An 18,165-nucleotide genomic window follows, 5' to 3' on the forward strand; every position below is an offset into this window, starting at 1 on the left:
CTTCTCAATTGACAAGACGCGGGGTCTTATTTGATGCCGATTTCCGAAAGCTGCAGCATCGAGTTGGTGGCGATGGTGGGCTTGAAGTCCAGCCGCTCCGAGACGCGGGAGAAGCCGACCATGTGGAACAGCAGCACATCCGCCACCACATCGTCGTGCAGATAGGCGATGAGTTCCGACCAGAGCTTGGCGCGCTCGTCACCCACGGCTGCGGATGCACGTTCGATCAGATCGTCCACCTTCTTGTCCGAGAAGCCCGACTGCGTGCCCTTGGTGGCATATTTGAAGAACATGGTGAAGGACGGGTCGCCCTTGGAATTATCGTGCATGGCGGCTACGATCTGCGGTCCACGGCCTTCCTTGAAGGGCTTGGAGTAATAGCTTTCGTGCTCGGCCACTTCCACGAATTTCAGGTCGATCTTGAAGCCGACATCCTGCAATTGCTGCTGGATCGCCTCCATGATCTCGGTGACGTTGGGGAAATTCGCGGTGCGCGCGATGATGGTGATCGGCGTATCCACCTTCACACCGGCAGCCTTTGCTTCCTCAAGCAGCTTCTTTGCGCCCTCGGGGTCATAGGGGAAGACCTTGACGTCGGGGTTCCAGCCAAGCGTGGTCGGCGGAACGAGCGCGGTGGCCAGCACGGCACCCTCCGGAACAAGCGTGCCGAGGAAGGCCTGCCGGTCGATGGCAAGGTTGAGTGCGCGGCGCACCCGCACATCGTTCAGCGGCGCAATATTGTGATCGAGACGCATATAGACCGTCTCGCTGTCGAGATAGGAAAAGTCGGTTTTCGTATTGGTAGCGTCGAGCTGCGAAATGGAAGGTGAAAGATCGGCTTCACCGGTCTGCACCATGGCGGCGCGAACCGAAGGATCGGCGCGGAAAAGATAGGTCGCTTCCGTCACCTGCGGCTTGGCGCCCCAATAATCGTCGCGTGCTGTGAGGACAATCTGCTGGCCCGGTGTCCAGTTGGTCAGCTTGTAAGGCCCGGTGCCAACAGGCTCGCGGATGAATTCCATCTTGGTTTCTTCGGGAACGATGGTGACAAGCGACATCAAGAGCGGCAGAATGGGCTGCGCCGGGTCGGTCTTGAAGTCGATCGTGTGATCATCAACGATCGACGGGGTCACCGTCATGCCGCCGAAATAACGACGGGATTCGCAGGCGTTCTTGTCGCTCATGATGCGTTCGAAGCTGTGCTTGACGTCCTTGGCATCAAATGCCGTGCCGTCGGAAAACTTCACGCCTTCACGCAGGTGGAAACGCCAGCTTCCGTCGGCATTCTGCTCCCACTTCTCGGCAAGGCGCGGCTGAACACCCTTCTTGCCGCGAACATCAAGCTCGGTCAGCGTCTCGCTGACATTTTCCATGATAATGCGGCCGATATTGGAGCGGGTGGCCATGCAGGGCTCGAGCAGGTCCGCCTCTTCCGCCAGCACGATCTTGATCGGCCCCGATGCCGCGAGCGCCGGCGAAACCGCGGCGCTGAGGGAACCCAAGACAAGGGCGCCCGCAATCAATGACTTCTTCATTCCGTTCTCCTCCCAGATTCAGAAATTCAGCAACATGGCGGCGCGCCGCAAGGGGCATCTGAAAAATCCCCGTCTCCTGCATTGAGGAGCATGACATGCGGATGATTGTCTCCTCCACCCGTAAGCAGAGCATCGACGTTATCGCATTTTTTGTCAATTTATTTTTCGAACGCAATTTTTATTCAGGCCAAATCAATTAATTTTATCATTTAAAAACAAAAGTTTAACTTCAAAAATCAAAAACGATAGACCCTCTTTTTTTATCAAATAAACTTGACAACTTTTTGAATATGTCATTTTCATCGGAACAAGAGGAGACCACGATGACCCCTGACGACATCGCTCACGCCATGACCGGAGCCATCCATGCCGTGTCGGAAGACCGGCAGGAAGCGTTCCTGCCGTCACGCATGATCCAGAACCATGCGAGCTTCCTGCACCTTCTGGATGGCGGCACCCTGCTCTGCGCCTGGTTCGGCGGCACGCTGGAAGGAAAATCGGATATTTCGATTTTCGCATCCGTGCTGACAGCGGGTGCAACCCACTGGGGACCACCGCAGCGCCTGAGCTACGACCCCGCCCATTCCGAACAGAACCCGGTCCTCTTCACCGCTCCGGATGGCGTTCTCTGGCTGTTTCACACAGCCCAGCCCTCCGGCAATCAGGATGAATGCCGCATTCGCATGGCGCGTATCCACCGCGACGCGACTGCACCGGAAAAGCTTATTTCCGAGGAAGGCCGTTTTCTCGATCTCCCGCAGGGCTGCTTCATCCGCGCGCCGCTGCGCATCCGCGATGACGGCGCCTGGCTGCTGCCGATCTTCCGCTGCATCCAGCGCCCCGGCCAGAAATGGAACGGCAGCCACGATACGGCAGCGCTCGGCATATCCATGGACAATGGCGCGACTTGGCAATTGCAGGAACTGCAGGAATCGACCGGCTGCGTGCATATGAGCCCGGTCGCGGTGACGGATGGGGGCTACGCCGCCTTCTTCCGCCGCCGTCAGGCCGATTTCGTTTATCGTACGGAAAGCGCCGATGAGGGCCGCTCGTGGTCAAAGCCGCAGCCAACCGATGTGCCCAACAATAATTCCTCCATTGCGATCATCAGGCTGAACGATGGCAGGCTGGCCATGATCTGCAACCCCGTCAACGCCGCGCAGTCGAGCGATCGCCGCGCCTCGCTTTATGACGAGCTGGGAGAGGAAGACGACAGGCCGGATGCCGATCCGAGCGGCGGGTGCGTTCCCGTCTGGGGCGTGCCGCGCGCGCCGGTTACGATCTGCCTGTCCGACGATGGCGGGCGCAGTTTTAAAACACGAATACTGATCGAAGACGGGCCGGGCACCTGCCTTTCGAACGATTCGACTGATGGACGCAATCTGGAAATGTCCTATCCGTGGCTTCTGGAAGCACCGGACGGTACGCTGCATGCGAGCTACACCTATCATCGCCGCGCAATCAAATATGTCCGGCTGGCGCCCGGCTGGGCTAACAAGAACGACGGGAGACAAAGATGAGCAACATCATTGGCATCACCATGGGCGACCCCTGCGGTGTCGGCCCCGAGATCACGGTGCGGGCGCTCGCCGAAATGTCTGCCCCGGATCGCGTGGCGACGCGGATTTACGGCAACCTCACCACGCTGGAAGCGGCGCGGGATGCGCTCGGCGTTGATATCGATCTTTCTCAGCGCGTGGTCGACCTGCCCGTGGATGGCGCGCCGCTGCCCTGGGGTACATTGTCGCCAGTGGCCGGAGACGCCGCGTTCCGCTTTATCGAAAAGGCCGTTCGTGATGCCGAAGCGGGCGCAATCGGCTGCATCGTCACCGCGCCGATCAACAAGGAAGCCTTGAACCTCGCCGGTCATCATTATGACGGGCACACCGGCATGTTGCGAAGCCTCACCGGCTCCTCGGCCGCCTATATGCTGCTCGCCTCCGAACGGCTGAAGGTCATTCACGTTTCCACTCATGTCTCCCTGCAGGAAGCCATTCGCCGCGCGACGACGGAGCGGGTGCTGGCGACCATCCGTGCCGGCAATGCGCATCTGAAGCGCATCGGTTACGAGCGGCCGCGCATCGCGGTTGCCGGCATCAATCCACATTGTGGTGAAAATGGCCTGTTCGGCACCGAGGATGACGACCAGATCGCACCGGCAGTCGCAGCCGCACGCGCCGAAGGCATCGAGGTGCAGGGACCGATTTCCGCCGATACCGTGTTCCATCGGGCTTATTCCGGCGCTTTCGATCTCGTCGTCGCGCAATATCACGATCAGGGCCATATCCCGATCAAGCTTGTCGCTTTCGACACCGCCGTCAATGTCTCGGTCGATCTGCCGATAGACCGCACCTCCGTCGATCACGGCACGGCTTTCGATATCGCCGGCAAGGGCATCGCCGATCACGGCAACATGAAAGAGGCGATCGCCTATGCGCGCAGGCTCGTGGCGGGCAAGGAGCGGAAGGAATGAGCATCATGTCGACAGCTCCCATTCTCATCCACCAGCCACGACGGCTCGCCGTTGGCGCTGGCACCATTTCACAGGTCGGCACCTGGGCGGGAAAAACCGCATCGACCCTGATTATCGCCACACCGTTGACGGCAAAATTTGCCGAACGGCTGCAATTGCAGGGCCCTTTCACGATCTTCGACGCCATTCCCGGCGAGCCCGACACCGCAACGCTCGATGCCGCCCTTGCCGCGGCGCGCGCTGCCCAACCCGATCTCGTCATCGGCCTCGGTGGCGGTTCCGTAATGGATGTGGCGAAGCTGGTCGCCGCCCTCTGGAATTCCAGCCAGTCGCTTGAAGACGTGGCCGGACCGAACAGGGTTGCCGGGCGCGACACACGGCTGGTGCAGATCGCCACCACCGCCGGCACCGGCTCGGAGGCCGGCATCCGCTCGCTCATCACAGACCCGGTGAAAGGCAGCAAGATCGCGGTCGAAAGCCCTTATCTGATCGCGGATTTCGCCGTGCTTGATCCGGAACTCACCTATTCCGTGCCATCGGCCGTAACGGCGGCAACGGGGGTGGATGCCATGGCCCATTGCGTGGAAGCCTTCACCAACCGCAAGGCCCATCCGATGATCGACGGTTTCGCCCGCATGGGCTTTGCACTGGTCGGCAAATATCTGGCGCGCGCCGTCCGCGATGGCGCGGATACTGAGGCGCGGGAAGGCATGATGCTCGCTTCCTATTATGGCGGCATCTGCCTCGGCCCGGTCAATACGGCGGCCGGCCACGCCATCGCCTATCCGCTCGGCACGCTTCTCAACCTGCCGCATGGGCTGGCAAACGCCATCGTCTTTCCGCATGTTCTGGCCTTCAACCAGCCTTCGGTTTCGGCGAAGACGGCGGAAGTGGCGGGAGCGCTCGGGCTTCGCGAACATCTTTCACCTGATGATCTGCGCAAGGCGGCAACCGATTTCTGTGTCGGGCTCGGTATCGAAATGTCGCTCGCACGGCATGGCGCGACTGAGGCCGATCTTCCCCGCTACGCCGAGGATGCGCACGCCATCCGCCGGCTGATGGATAATAATCCGGTCGATATGAGCCTTGAAGACGTGCTCGGTATTTACCGCCGCGCTTTCTGAGCGGAAATCCGTTGCGCGCTCCCGCGCATCGGTCTGCGGCGGCTTCCTTAATCCGTGTGCGAAGATTCAAACAGGCGGTCACGCGATCCCGTCAGATGCTGGAGCATCAGCTGGCGGGCCGCCTCCGCATCCCCTTCCGCAATCGCCTTTGCAATCGCCTCATGCTCGGCAAAAACACGGGCAAGACCTGACGCCTCACGCTTCACCGACATGCCGTGGAACTTCATGCCCATGGCGATATGATCTTTCAGGGCCTCCATCGCGGTGGAGAAATAGCTGTTCCTTGCCGCCCGTGCGATGGCGAGGTGAAACTGATAGTCGGCATCCTCGCGGTGGGACTGGCGATTGGTGGCGTCCCGCATCAGCTCGAGCGCCTTTTTGATCGCTGCAAGCCTCTCGCCATCATGTCGGAGCGCCGCCGCCGCAGCGGCGGCAGGCTCCAGCGTCAGTCGGAATTCGTAACAGTTCAGAAGGTCTGCGACATTTTCCAATTGCCCGAAACCGAGCGGCTCGCGCAGGCCGAAGGCCCGGACATAGCTGCCGGAGCCCCTGCGGGAATAAATGAACCCCTGCTCACGCAGCCGCCGCAGCGCCTCACGAACAACCGGCCTCGAGACTTCAAATTCCATGGCCAGTTCATGTTCGGTCGGCAGCCGTTCATCCGGCTTATAGGCACCGGATTTGATCGCCCGATGCATTCTCTCGAAAATAATGTCCGGAAGTGCCTTGCGCGCCGTTTCTTTCATCAGCCCCATCTGGTCAGCTCTCTCCAGCGTCATTGTCGCCAAGCATCATTTTCGCGATCCGTTTCAACGTGTCAGCTTGCCCAAAACCGCCGGATTTCGCAATGATACATTGGTCACCGGACCAGCCAACGCCAAGACCGGGCAGGCATTCGCCGGCAAGACGCAGACGCGAAATGCCCATGGCGCGCAACACGGCTTCGGCCGTGGCTCCGCCCGACAAAAGCAGCGTGGCAGCCCCGGCGGTAAAGATTGGAACGACCCCCTGCCCCAGCTGTTCGGAAACGTCGAGCGGCGAAAGATCGTCCGTTCCCTGCGTCGCCTGAACGAGCGTCAAACGGGAACCTGCCTGTGCCTGAGAAGGGACTGCGCCACCGGGCGCATCGACAATAGACGCCAACCCCTCACCCTTCAGGACTTCAATCTGCCCGACGGTGATCGGGTCTCGCGACCCGATGACAAAAAGCCCATTGCCCGAACGAATGGTTGCCGTTTCAGCCACCGCTCTTCCCGTCATCGTCTCGGCCAGCGCCTCAGCAAGCCCGCGCGCACCCACCAGGAGATCAACGCCTTCTGCCCGTCCGGCACCAAGAGCCTCACTCATGTCCGCCTTGGATCGGGTATCGGGTATTGTACAGCGGCCAGCATGCTGACCCAGCCTTTCACGGACCGGAATGGTGCCATCGACGCCGAAACCGGACACCGCCCCATTAATGACAACGCGCGCAAAATCCGGAATGGCGGGAGCGACAAGCGCATGCCGATAGGAAATCGCATCCATTTCTGCCGCGATATGTCCCTTCAGGCGGGAATCGATCTTCTTGAACAAGACAATATCGGCAGGAACCAAGCCCAAAAGCTGCCGGGTGAGGCGGTACGCTTCATCGGCCTGTCCATCACGGCATCCCAGATTGACGCTGAGAACCTCCGGCGCATCCGCAAGCGCTGCGCAGACGCCATCAAGGCCGATAGCAACCTCGGTTGCAAGCCCGCGCCCGGCAAAGGGGGCGGCTGCGTCGAGCGCGCCGGTCAGATCGTCGGCAATAATCAACAGCACGGGCGAGGCCTTCAGAAAAGTTGTAATGTTTCTCTTCGAGAAATTTATTTATAATCAATAGATAACTACATGTGAATAACAAAAATAGGCGCTACTTGAATATTTGGATGAGGGCTGAATCTGGAACGGGCGAGCAGCCTAGGGCCGCACCATCAAAGGCAGCGCCATGGGAAGACGTAGACGAGCAGGTTTCGTCGTTACAGGAAGCGGAAGGGCAGGCCGGAGATCAGCGCTTTGACAAATCGCTTTTTCTGAAAATGTCCGTTCAGCGATACGCGTGGCAGCAGCATCGGCTTTTCAAGGCTGTGTGGCCCCAGCACACCGGCCTGCGTGGTGACCGCCACGGGAAAACCCACATTAAACACCGCCTTCGCCTCACGCTCTCCGGCGGCCTTTGTCCAGCCATAAGGATAGGAAAAGGACTGTGGCCGACGGCCAACATAGGCCTCCACCCGGTGCGTCGATTTCTCGATCTCGTCAGCAAGACGCGCTGCATCGATCCTGCGCATATTCACATGTGTCATGGTGTGTGCGCCAAGGTGAGCCAGGGGATCATGCGACAGCGCTTTCAGTTCTGCCGCATCCATGACGAGTTCATCCACGATCGCGATGGGATCGATACCGTGTTGCCTCGCGACATGGTCAATCCGCTCCACCGCCTCATCCTCTGCTGTGGTCTGAACGAAATTTTCAAAACGTGTGAATGCTTCCGCTTTTTGCGAAAGGCTGGCGCACTTGATGTGTTCCGGCCCGGACCCGAAATCAAAGTCAAACGACGTGACTTTTTGCGTCAGCGCAGCCGCGGATTCCCACCACACGCTACGCGTCCTTTCGACAAAACCCGGCGTGATGAAAATCGTATAGGGAACGCCGAATTTGCGGAAGACCGGAGCGGCATATTCCGCATTGTTGCGATAACCGTCGTCAAGCGTGAAGGCGCAAAACGCCCTCCTTTCGGAATTATCGGCAAGCAGGCGCGGCAGATCGTGCAGATGAACGGGAACCAGACCACATTCAAGGGCAGCCTCTATCGCCTCTTCCAGAAATTGCGGCGTGATCGACAAATGCGCATTGGGCGCAAAAGCTGATGTTTCTTCGTGCGGGCGAACATGGTGCAGCGTGAAGATAACGCCACGACCGGTAAAGGATGGAAAGGCCGAACGAACCGCGGGGAGGGAGCTCACCTCCAGCCCTGCCCGTATCGCCCCGTATTTCAGGGAACGTTTCACCGACTTCAGCAGCATCCCTGCCGATTGCCGTGAATTCAGGCCGGGCAAAACCCGTTTTTTGATGACTCTCCAGACCGTGAGCGGCAGATCGATCAGTCCCGGCAAGGGGTCGTTAGTCGCAAAGGCAGCCCAGCTGCGGATTTTCCGCAAAGAGGCGAAATAGTCGCCGATACGCGTCTGACCACGCCGGTTCAACGTGAATGCCGCAACGGCATCACGGACGAGATAGGACCAGGATACGCCTTGCCGCGCGTGCACGGCCTGACCGGTCGGCACATCATTGGCGACCTGCCACAGCAAGGCGCCAAGATCGATACCGGCTGCCGAACACAGGCCGAACCAGGACCACGGGCGCGGATTGACATCGAGAAGTTTCAGCGATCCATCCCTGCCGTCCCGCTTGAACTCCACCTCGACCAACCCGCTGTGACCGGCCGGCTTCAATATTTTCCGGGCCGCATCGATTGCATCAGCATTGTCGACAACCTCGACGCAAGTGCTGGTATAACCGAAATCGACGGGATATTGGCGCGTGCGCCGGGCGGTGAATTCAGCAACCGGCTCACCGTTCCGCCAGAGCGCCGCATAGGAAAACTGGCTTTCTCCTCCGCCGGGAATAAGCTCCTGCACCACGACATTGCCGGCACCGATCTCGCCGCTCGCCTCGGTAAAGGCGGCTTTCAACGCCTGCCGGTCATCGGCGCGGATGACCTTTGCCCGGGAAATCACGGTGTCGCCGCCACCCATGTTCGGCTTCAGGATAACGGGAAATGTAATGTCCAGCGCATCGGCGTCATCGGCGGATGTCAGGGCATAGGTGCGGGGAAAGCTGACACCAAGTTCCGCAGCACGCCTGTAGAGCAGCGGTTTCTCACACAACCATTTAAGGGACGTCCAGTCCGGCAGGACAATTTTGTAAAGAGCGGAAAGCTCCTCGCGATGTTCCGCAACGAGCTGCACCTCACCGTCTCCCGAAGGCACCAGAAGCCAGCCTCTAAGATCATGCTTCGTGGCCATTTCACGCAAAAACGATATTGCTCCGGCATCGCGCGGACCTGACCAGCGGATCGTTTCACGCACGAAGCGGGACCAGCCCGGCAGGGGTGAATCATGTGTGAGATAGTGCACAGGCACATTCAGGGCGCCAAGGCTGCGGGCAAGGGCAAGCGTGCCGTGAGCGCCCCCAACAATAACAACTCCTGGAATGGTCAAAGTCTGATCCCCGTCCTACTCCACACCTTGATCGCAAAAATTGTTAAATAAATTGGATATTTCTAAAGTATCGAGCCGCGGCAGATCGAATTGCGGGAACCGAAGCGCCTTGCTCTTTCAAGCTGTTGCAAGCAAACGCTCCGGACTGTGCTTCGCGCGGATGCCGCCTCACGCCTCTTTGCGGACGGCGCGCGGCTCGCCATTGTCATCCACCGCAACCATGATGAAGACGGCTTCCGTCACCTTTTCCCGGGAATCCTGATAATGCCTGCGGGTCCAGGCCTCGATCTTGAGCGTGACGGAGGTACGCCCGACCTTTTCGATCCTGGTGTAAACGCATAATGTATCGCCGATCTTGACCGGTTTCTTGAAGACGATCTCATTGACCGCCACGGTGACGGTACGGCCGCCGGCCACATCATTGGCGCGGACGAAAGCGGCAAGGTCCATCTGCGACATCACCCAGCCGCCGAATATATCTCCGGCCGGATTGGCATCCGCCGGCATGGCAAGCGTTCTGAGCGTGAGTTCCATATCTGCGGGCGGTTGCTGGTCCATCTCTCAAAATCCTTTTCACAAACCTCCCGCCGCCGGACTTAAACAACCGCGCGCCATCAGCCAATAGCCGATTTTTCGCGGCAGCCCTTCCAAAACAGCAAGGAATCACAAGGCCATCGTAAGCTTCGGTTAACCATGATGGGGCACGATTCCAAAAAACGCGAGGGCGTGCAAATGGCCTATGACTGGAGTGGAAACAACGCGATACAGCAACGCTACGACCGCATCATTCTGGCGGTCGCCGGCGTCGTCGCCATCAGCCTTGCGACCGGTACCCTCTTCCTGCGGTCGCAGGAAGGGCCGGGCAACACCATAAGCCTTGCCAAACAACAGCGGCTCGATTCGGAAAAGTGGCACTTGCGGCTCTGAGCCGACAAGACCTGTGATACCGCGCCCCTATTGCGGAGCGATATCCGGCTTCAACGGACTTTCTTTTGCAGGGGCATGGTCCAGATGGGCCACGGCCGGAGACAGAACCGACAGGAACGTCTCTGACCGGCCGATATAAACAATCGCCACGCCTTCAATACCGTGCAGAACCTCCGCCAGCGTATCCTGCGTCTGTTTTTCCAGCCCTTCCAGCAAATCGTCGATGACGATGAATTTCGGTTTGAGCAACAGGGCATTGGCGATCCGTATGCTCGCCTGCTCATCCGAATCCAGTCTCTTGTCCCAGCGAATATTTTCGTCCAGACGGGGAGCCATCTCGCCAAGCCCGCATGCGGTGAGCGCCGCGACATAATCTTCCTCGGTAAACCGCTGGGGGGCACGCGGATAGGCAAGAATTTCGCGCAGCGTGCCGGTCGGCAAATAACCATGCTGGGCAATGAAAAGCGTGTCGGATTGTTCGGGCATTTCTATCCTGCCCTGCCCCCATGGCCACAGGCCCGCCATGGCAGCAAACAGCAGCCGCCGGTTCACGCCCTGCTCGCCATTGATCATCAGGCGATCGCCGGGACCGATTTCAACCTCGCCCTCGCGCAGCCAGAAACCCCGCTCCAGATCCTGCCCGCCCGCATCGCGGCAGATAATGACCGACTGAAGACGGATTTTTCCGTTGTCGGCGCTTCGTTGAAGATCGATCGCCAGCCCATGCTGTTCGACGCTGTCCATCTGGATCAGGGCGTTGCGAAACACCGAAACGCGCTGCAATGTGGCCTTCCAGCTGGCGATCGGCCCAAAATTGTCGATATACCAGCGAAGAGCCGTATTGACCTGGTTGAAAGCGCCAACGGCCATCATCAGGCCGCCAAATGTCAGGTTTCCGGAAAAATAAACCGGCGCGGCGATGAGAATGGGCGCGACGACCGCCAACCAGCCGTAGCCGGAAGACACCCAGGTGAGATGGGTGAGCGCCATGGCCAATCCGCGGATCACGCCGAGTACCGCATCGATGTCGACGCCGATCCGCCGCCGCTCGTTTTTTCCCCGCGCGCAAGCGTAATCGCCGCCAGATTTTCACTGGCGCGCATCAGGGAAAAGCGCAGTTCGGCCTCTTTTGAATAACGCTCTGCATTAAGCCCAACCAGACGATAGCCGACAAGGTTGCTGAGCAGAGACGCCGAGCCCGCATACAGGATCGCCGCCCAGACCATGTATCCCGGAATGGGGACGAGATCGCCATTGATGGTGATGGAGAAACCCGCCGAAAGCGACCACAAAACGCCGATAAAGCTGATGAGCAGGATCGTCGCATTCACTAGGCCGATGGAAAGCGCCGTGCTGCTTTCCGCAAGGTTGCGGACATCATCATGCAGGCGTTGGTCCGGATTGATCGCGATCGTACCGAATCCGGCAAGGCGCGCAGCGCGACCCGGTTTCAGCCATTGATCCACCATGTCCTTGGCAAGACCCTCGCGCATGTTCAGCGCCGTCATCTGGTTGAGCCAGGTCTGAATGACGTTGAGCAGCAGCAGCAGCCCGGCAATGATGGCGAAAACCTCAAGCTGGTGGAGGAAGGCATCGAGATCGCGCCGCTCCAGCGCATTGTAAAACGGGGCGTTCCATTCATTAAGCCTGATCTGCCCATAGGCGGTGAGCAATATCACCGTCAAAAGGGCTATCGACAGCAATATCAGCCGGTTGCGCACGGGCGACGTCCAGAAGGCACGCCCCATCATGCGCAGCTGCGCAGGAAAATCGAGGTCGAAGCCCGAAAGGTTGGCCGCGCTCTTGCGCTGATCGTCGGTCACCGTGGTTGCCATTCATTCCATTCCGAAACGTCAGTCGGCAAAGAAAGCGGGCCGCAACCCTGCGTCTTGCGATGCCAAGCAATAACACGCCGTTGGACCTTGTCCACAATCCTGTCGAAATCCCCGCGGGTACGGTTGAAAAGCCCGGACAATTCTTTGTGCGGGCAAACATCGCGGGCTGCACCAACAATGCGATAGCCCCCGGAAATGATCCTTGCTTTCTTTTCCTGCATTGCACAAAATCCGAATAATTTCAGAGGGGCGGATAAACCGCATAAACCGGAAAAACCGGGCAAGGCAGATTAATGGCGATCAAAGCGAGCATCTATCATCTGACGCATTATAAATATGACAATCCGGTTCGCCTTGGACCCCAGATCATAAGATTAAAGCCCGCCTCCCATTCCAGAACCCGCGTCATCAGCCATTCGCTCAAGGTTTCTCCCTCCAACCACTTCGTGAACCTTCAGCAGGACCCTTACGGCAACTACCTCGCCCGTTTCGTTTTTCCCGAGCCGGCGACGGAGTTCAAGATCGAGGTCGATCTTGTCGCTGATATGACGGTTTACAACCCGTTCGATTTCTTCGTCGAGGAAGAAGCGACCAAGTGGCCGTTCGATTATCCGCAGGAACTGCGGGAGGATCTGTCCATCTACATGAAACCGGAGCCGACCGGCCCCCTGTTCACAGCCTTCATGGCCACCGTCGACCGCACGCCCGGACAGCCGACAGTGGATATGGTCGTCGGTCTCAACGCCCGTCTGCAACAGGAAATCGGCTACGTCATCCGCATGGAACCGGGGGTTCAGGCACCTGAGGAAACGCTGGCTTCCGGCAAGGGATCGTGCCGCGACACCAGCTGGCTGCTGGTGCAGGTTCTGAGACACCTCGGCCTTGCCGCACGGTTCGTGTCCGGATACCTCATTCAGCTGACACCCGATCTCAAGGCGCTCGACGGCCCCTCTGGAACCGAGGTGGATTTTACCGATCTGCACGCCTGGGCAGAGGTCTATATGCCCGGCGCAGGCTGGATCGGCCTCGACCCCACTTCCGGACTTCTGACCGGCGAAAGCCATATTCCGCTGGCAGCGACACCGCATTATCGCAACGCCGCACCGATTTCCGGCGGCTATTTCGGCCAGGCCAATACGGAATTTGCTTTCGACATGCAGGTCCGGCGCGTCGCCGAAACCCCGCGCATCACCAGGCCATTTTCCGATGATAGCTGGGAAAGCCTCAACGCACTCGGCGAAAAGGTCGATCAGGTTCTGGACGCTCACGACGTGCGATTGACCATGGGCGGCGAGCCGACCTTCGTTTCCATTGACGATTTCGAATCCGACGAATGGAACACCGGCGCGGTGGGACCGACGAAGCGCGAAAAGGCGGACGCCCTGATCCGCCGCCTGCGCGAACGTTTCGCCCCTGGCGGCTTTCTGCATTACGGGCAGGGCAAATGGTATCCCGGCGAAAGCCTGCCGCGCTGGACCTTTTCGCTTTACTGGCGGAAGGATGGAATGCCGATCTGGCAGGACCCGGCGCTGATCGCCGAAGAGGGGGCAGATGCCGGGGTCAAGGCCGAAGATGCGCAGAAGCTGCTCAGCGGCATCGCCACCCACCTTGGTATTGAAAAGGAACTGGTGCTGCCGGCCTATGAGGATCCGGCAGAATGGATCATCAAGGAAGGCAGCCTTCCCGACAATGTTGACCCATCCAATTCGAAACTGAAGGATCCCGAGGAGCGAAACCGCATCGCGCGCGTGTTCGAACGCGGCCTGACGACACCGACGGGCTATATTCTTCCGGTGCAAGCCTGGAACGCCAAGGCCAACGGCAAGCGCTGGGTCAGCGAGAAATGGAAGACACGGCGCGGCAGGATTTTCCTCGTTCCGGGCGACAGCCCGGTGGGATATCGCCTGCCGCTCGGCACATTGCCCTATGTGCCGCCATCCGCCTATCCCTATACCCACGAGGCCGACCCCTCGATCCCGCGAGGGCCGCTTCCAGATATATTCAAACCTTCCGGACGCACCATGCCGGAAGCCTCTTTCCATGCGGATGGAGGCGCGACCCAGGAACGCGTCGAGCAGACACTTGGTGAAATCGGCGGTGCCGTGCGCACCGCCATGTCGGTGGAACCGCGCGATGGCCGGCTCTGCGTCTTCATGCCGCCGGTCGAACGCATCGAGGATTATCTCGAACTGATTGCAGCGGCGGAAGCTGCGGCGACCGATCTCGGACTGCCCGTTCACATCGAAGGTTATGCGCCGCCGCATGATGAGCGCATCAATGTCATTCGCGTCGCGCCCGATCCCGGCGTCATCGAGGTCAATATCCACCCTGCCTCCAGCTGGAAGGATTGCGTCGACATCACGACCGCGGTCTATGATGAGGCGCGCCAGACGCGTCTCGGCGCAGACAAGTTCATGATCGATGGCCGCCACACCGGCACCGGTGGCGGCAACCATGTGGTAGTGGGCGGCGCCAACCCCAATGACAGCCCCTTCCTGCGCCGCCCCGATCTTCTGAAAAGCCTCGTTTTGCACTGGCAGCGGCATCCGTCCCTTTCCTATCTGTTCTCCGGTCTGTTCATCGGCCCGACAAGTCAGGCGCCCCGCATCGACGAAGCCCGTCACGACAGTCTCTACGAACTGGAAATCGCGCTTTCGCAGGTTCCGGCACCCGGGGAGGGCGTGCCGCCGCTGCCCTGGCTGGTCGACCGCCTGTTCCGCAACCTCCTGACGGACGTCACGGGCAACACTCATCGGGCTGAAATCTGCATCGACAAGCTCTTTTCACCGGACGGGCCGACCGGCCGCCTCGGCCTTGTGGAATTCCGTGGCTTCGAAATGCCCCCGAATGCCCGCATGTCGCTTGCCCAGCAATTGCTGGTGCGCGCCCTCATTGCCCGCTTCTGGCAGAACCCAGCCGGCGGTAAATTCGTGCGCTGGGGCACGGCGCTCGCCGATCGCTTCATGCTGCCGCATTATATCTGGGCGGATTTTCTGGATGTGCTTGCCGATCTCAGGGAAAACGGCTTCGACCTGAAGCCGGAATGGTTCACCGCCCAGCAGGAATTCCGTTTCCCCTTCTTCGGCGAAGTGGAATATGAGGGCGCGAAACTGGAATTGCGCCAGGCTCTGGAACCCTGGCATGTGATGGGCGAACAGGGCGCCATCGGGGGAACCGTGCGTTTTGTCGACTCTTCCGTCGAACGCCTGCAGGTTCGCCTCGAAACATCCAATCCGTCCCGTTACACCGTCGCCTGCAACGGACGCGCGGTTCCGCTTGCGACAACGGAGAACCGCAGCGTGGCGGTTGCCGGTGTCCGCTTCAAGGCATGGCATCCCGCCTCCGGCCTGCATCCCGTTCTGCCCGTCAATTCACCCTTGACCTTTGACATTTATGATACATGGTCGAGGCGATCGATCGGCGGATGCATCTACCATGTTGCTCATCCGGGCGGGCGCAATTACGAGACGTTTCCCGTCAACGGCAACGAAGCGGAGGCACGCCGCCTCGCCCGTTTCGAACCATGGGGGCATACGGCAGGGCAATATCCGCTTCATGCGGAAACCGTGTCGCCAGAATTTCCGCTGACGCTTGATCTGCGTCGGCCATACGGAGTTTAAATTGTCCAAAGCCCCGGCAACGGAACGCAAGACGGAAACGAGCGCGCAACCGCGCGGGCTTGATTATTCCACCTTGCCGGGCGTGGCGGATGAAATGCTCGACACCAATGGCAAGGTCAGGCCGGTCTGGAAGAACCTGCTCGGCGCACTCTCGCGCATGTCTGAGCGCGAACTGCATGAACGCTTTGCCCGCACCGACCGCTATCTGCGCGATGCGGGCGTGTTCTACCGCGATTACGGCAAGGGCAGCAGCGAAAGAAACTGGCCGATCTCCCATATTCCGGTGCTGATCGACGACAGGGAATGGGCTGTGCTTTCCGAGGGGCTCAAACAGCGCGCCAATCTTCTCGAAGCCATGGTCGCCGATTTCTACGGCGAAAACCGGCTGGTGAAGGAAGGTTACGTTCCGCCGGCGCTGATCGCCTCCAATCCGGAATATCTGCGGCCGATGGTCGGCGTAAAACCGGCAAGCGGCCACTATCTTCATTTCTGCTCGTTTGAAATCGGACGTGGACCTGATGGAAACTGGTGGGTGCTGGCCGACAGGACGCAGGCGCCTTCGGGCGCGGGTTTCGCGCTCGAAAACAGGGTGGCGACCACGCGTGCCCTGTCCGACATCTATGCGGAAACCCATGTGCACCGTCTCGCCTCGTTTTTTGGCGCTTTCCGCGACACATTGCAGGCGCACAGAAAACACCCCGATGACCGTATCGCGGTGCTGACGCCCGGACCCGCCAACGAAACCTATTTCGAACACGCCTATATAGCCCGTTATCTCGGCTTCATGCTGCTGGAGGGTGAGGATCTGACCGTCGTCAACGGCCGCGTCATGGTCAGAACCGTGGCGGGGCTGAAACCGATCGGTGTGCTCTGGCGGCGTCTCGACGCTTCCTATTCCGATCCGCTGGAACTCAACCAGCAGTCCCATATCGGCACGCCCGGCATGGTGCAGGCGCTGCGCAACGAGGCGCTCACCATCGTCAATGCGCTAGGCAGCGGTATTCTCGAAACGCGAGCCTTGCTTTCATTCATGCCGCGCGTTTGCCGTCACCTGCTCGGCGAAGACCTGAAACTGCCGTCGATCGCGACGTGGTGGTGCGGGCAGGAATCGGAACGGCGCCACGTTGCCGGCAATATCGAAGGCATGGTTATCGGCCCGGCCTATTCCCGGCTTCCCTTCTTCGACGACAACGGCCAATCGGTGCTGGGCTCTTCCCTGCGTGAAACGGCGAAGGAATCGATCAGCGACTGGCTCGCCTCGGACGGCCACAGGCTGGTCGGCCAGGAGGTGGTGACGCTTTCTACCACGCCGGCCTATGTCGACAACAAGCTCGTGCCACGCCCGATGAGCCTTCGCGTTTTTGCCGCCCGCACCCAGGATGGCTGGCAGATCATGCCTGGCGGTTTTGCGCGGATCGGCAGCAGCAACGACGTGTCCGCCATCGCCATGCAATCGGGCGGCAGTGCAGCGGATGTCTGGATCGTCAGCGACAAGCCGGTGGAACGCACCACGCTTTTGCCGGCGGAAGAGAGCTTCACCCGCAACATGCCGGGCAGCCTGCCAAGCCGGGCCGCTGACAACCTCTTCTGGCTCGGTCGCTATATCGAGCGATCGGAAGGCGCATTGCGCATCCTGCGTGCCTGGCACGGGCGTTATGCCGAATCGGCCGATCCGCGCCAGCCGCTCCTTGCCCATGTGACGCGTTATCTCGAAGCGCTGGATGTGGAGATGAACGATGCCGTGCCGGAAAGCCTGCTGAACAATATCAACAGCGCGGTTTATTCCGCCAGCAACATCCGCGACCGCTTTTCACCGGATGGATGGCTGGCGCTGAACGATCTTGCCAAAACCGCCCGCCGGTTCCACGCCAAGGTGGCGCCTGGCGACGACGCAACGCACGCCATGACGATCCTGTTGCGCAAGCTTGCCGGCTTTGCCGGCCTCGTGCACGAAAACATGTATCGTTTCACCGGCTGGCGTTTCCTGTCAATCGGCCGCTATCTCGAACGTGGCCTGCATATGACGCGGCTGCTCGGCCATATGACCGGACCCGATGCGCCCGATGGATCCTATGACATGCTGCTGGAAATCGGCGACAGCGTCATGACCCATCGCCGCCGCTACAATGTCAGCACGGCGGGCCTGACCGTCACCGATCTCCTGGCGCTCGATCCGCTCAACCCACGGTCGATCCTGTTTCAGCTGAACGAAATCCGTACCGAGGTGGAGCAGCTTCCGAACGCCTTCGTAAACGGGCAGATGTCGCCCTTTTACCGCGAGGCGATGCGGCTGCATTCCGGCCTTGCCGTCATGGCGCCGGAAAACATGAATGGTGCGATTTATCGCCAGCTCGAAACGGACATGGAACATTTGTCCGATGTTCTCGCCCGAACCTATCTCGGATAAATC

12 protein-coding genes and 1 pseudogene are annotated in these 18,165 nt (G+C 59.7%); 6 read left to right on the top strand and 7 right to left on the bottom strand.

Going from position 1 to position 18,165, the window contains the following annotated elements; all coding sequences use genetic code 11:
* Positions 1-26: 26 nt before the first annotated feature.
* Positions 27-1,535 (bottom strand): ABC transporter substrate-binding protein, encoded by a 1,509-nt coding sequence (locus AGR13A_RS18740; protein ID WP_080838544.1) that lies wholly within the window; start codon positions 1,533-1,535, stop codon positions 27-29.
* A 323-nt stretch (positions 1,536-1,858) separates the two neighbouring features.
* Between AGR13A_RS18740 and AGR13A_RS18745 the strand changes: the two genes are divergently transcribed.
* From AGR13A_RS18745 to AGR13A_RS18755, 3 genes are read left to right on the top strand one after another with little or no spacing between them, the layout of a single operon-like run.
* The gene (locus tag AGR13A_RS18745; protein ID WP_080838547.1) at positions 1,859-3,055 is read left to right on the top strand and encodes a sialidase family protein; all 1,197 of its coding nucleotides are present in this window, start codon (positions 1,859-1,861) and stop codon (positions 3,053-3,055) included.
* Positions 3,052-4,008 carry a 4-hydroxythreonine-4-phosphate dehydrogenase PdxA gene (pdxA, locus tag AGR13A_RS18750; RefSeq protein WP_080838549.1) on the top strand — a complete coding sequence of 319 codons (957 nt, stop codon included), beginning with the start codon at positions 3,052-3,054 and terminating at the stop codon, positions 4,006-4,008. The genes AGR13A_RS18745 and pdxA overlap by 4 nt, the downstream gene beginning before the upstream one ends.
* Positions 4,005-5,132 (top strand): iron-containing alcohol dehydrogenase, encoded by a 1,128-nt coding sequence (locus AGR13A_RS18755; RefSeq protein WP_080838552.1) that lies wholly within the window; start codon positions 4,005-4,007, stop codon positions 5,130-5,132. Before pdxA ends, AGR13A_RS18755 begins: the two co-directional genes overlap by 4 nt.
* A 47-nt stretch (positions 5,133-5,179) precedes the next feature.
* Here AGR13A_RS18755 and AGR13A_RS18760 read toward each other — a convergent pair whose 3' ends face one another.
* From AGR13A_RS18760 to AGR13A_RS18775, 4 genes are all read right to left on the bottom strand, one after another.
* Positions 5,180-5,887 (bottom strand): FadR/GntR family transcriptional regulator, encoded by a 708-nt coding sequence (locus AGR13A_RS18760; protein WP_080838554.1) that lies wholly within the window; start codon positions 5,885-5,887, stop codon positions 5,180-5,182.
* 4 nt (positions 5,888-5,891) lie between these two features.
* Positions 5,892-6,932 carry a four-carbon acid sugar kinase family protein gene (locus AGR13A_RS18765; protein WP_080838557.1) on the bottom strand — a complete coding sequence of 347 codons (1,041 nt, stop codon included), beginning with the start codon at positions 6,930-6,932 and terminating at the stop codon, positions 5,892-5,894.
* Between the two features lie 197 nt (positions 6,933-7,129).
* Positions 7,130-9,373, bottom strand: a complete 2,244-nt coding sequence (locus AGR13A_RS18770) for a polysaccharide deacetylase family protein (RefSeq protein ID WP_080838559.1) — start codon at positions 9,371-9,373, stop codon at positions 7,130-7,132.
* Between the two features lie 168 nt (positions 9,374-9,541).
* A complete protein-coding gene (locus AGR13A_RS18775; RefSeq protein WP_035225019.1) occupies positions 9,542-9,931 on the bottom strand; it encodes an acyl-CoA thioesterase in 390 nt (129 codons plus the stop codon).
* A gap of 174 nt (positions 9,932-10,105) precedes the next feature.
* Here AGR13A_RS18775 and AGR13A_RS18780 point away from each other — a divergent pair, with 174 nt between their 5' ends.
* Positions 10,106-10,300, top strand: coding sequence for a hypothetical protein (locus AGR13A_RS18780; RefSeq protein WP_035225254.1), 195 nt, complete (start codon positions 10,106-10,108; stop codon positions 10,298-10,300).
* Positions 10,301-10,327: 27 nt separating this feature from the next.
* Here the strand turns inward: AGR13A_RS18780 and AGR13A_RS18785 are convergent.
* Positions 10,328-12,135 (bottom strand): annotated as a pseudogene (locus AGR13A_RS18785) (ABC transporter ATP-binding protein/permease).
* The gene (locus AGR13A_RS25035; RefSeq protein ID WP_167377592.1) at positions 12,120-12,356 is read right to left on the bottom strand and encodes a hypothetical protein; all 237 of its coding nucleotides are present in this window, start codon (positions 12,354-12,356) and stop codon (positions 12,120-12,122) included. The pseudogene AGR13A_RS18785 and the gene AGR13A_RS25035 overlap by 16 nt, the downstream one beginning before the upstream one ends.
* Positions 12,357-12,428: 72 nt before the next feature.
* On the opposite strand from AGR13A_RS25035, the gene AGR13A_RS18795 reads away from it, so the two are divergent.
* The gene (locus tag AGR13A_RS18795) at positions 12,429-15,755 is read left to right on the top strand and encodes a transglutaminase family protein (RefSeq protein ID WP_080838565.1); all 3,327 of its coding nucleotides are present in this window, start codon (positions 12,429-12,431) and stop codon (positions 15,753-15,755) included.
* A gap of 1 nt (position 15,756) precedes the next feature.
* Complete coding sequence (locus AGR13A_RS18800; protein ID WP_080838570.1) at positions 15,757-18,162, top strand: circularly permuted type 2 ATP-grasp protein; 2,406 nt, start codon at positions 15,757-15,759, stop codon at positions 18,160-18,162.
* The last annotated feature ends 3 nt before the right edge of the window (positions 18,163-18,165 follow it).

It is taken from the genome of Agrobacterium genomosp. 13 str. CFBP 6927 (assembly GCA_900012615.1).
Taxonomy (GTDB): Bacteria; Pseudomonadota; Alphaproteobacteria; order Rhizobiales; family Rhizobiaceae; genus Agrobacterium.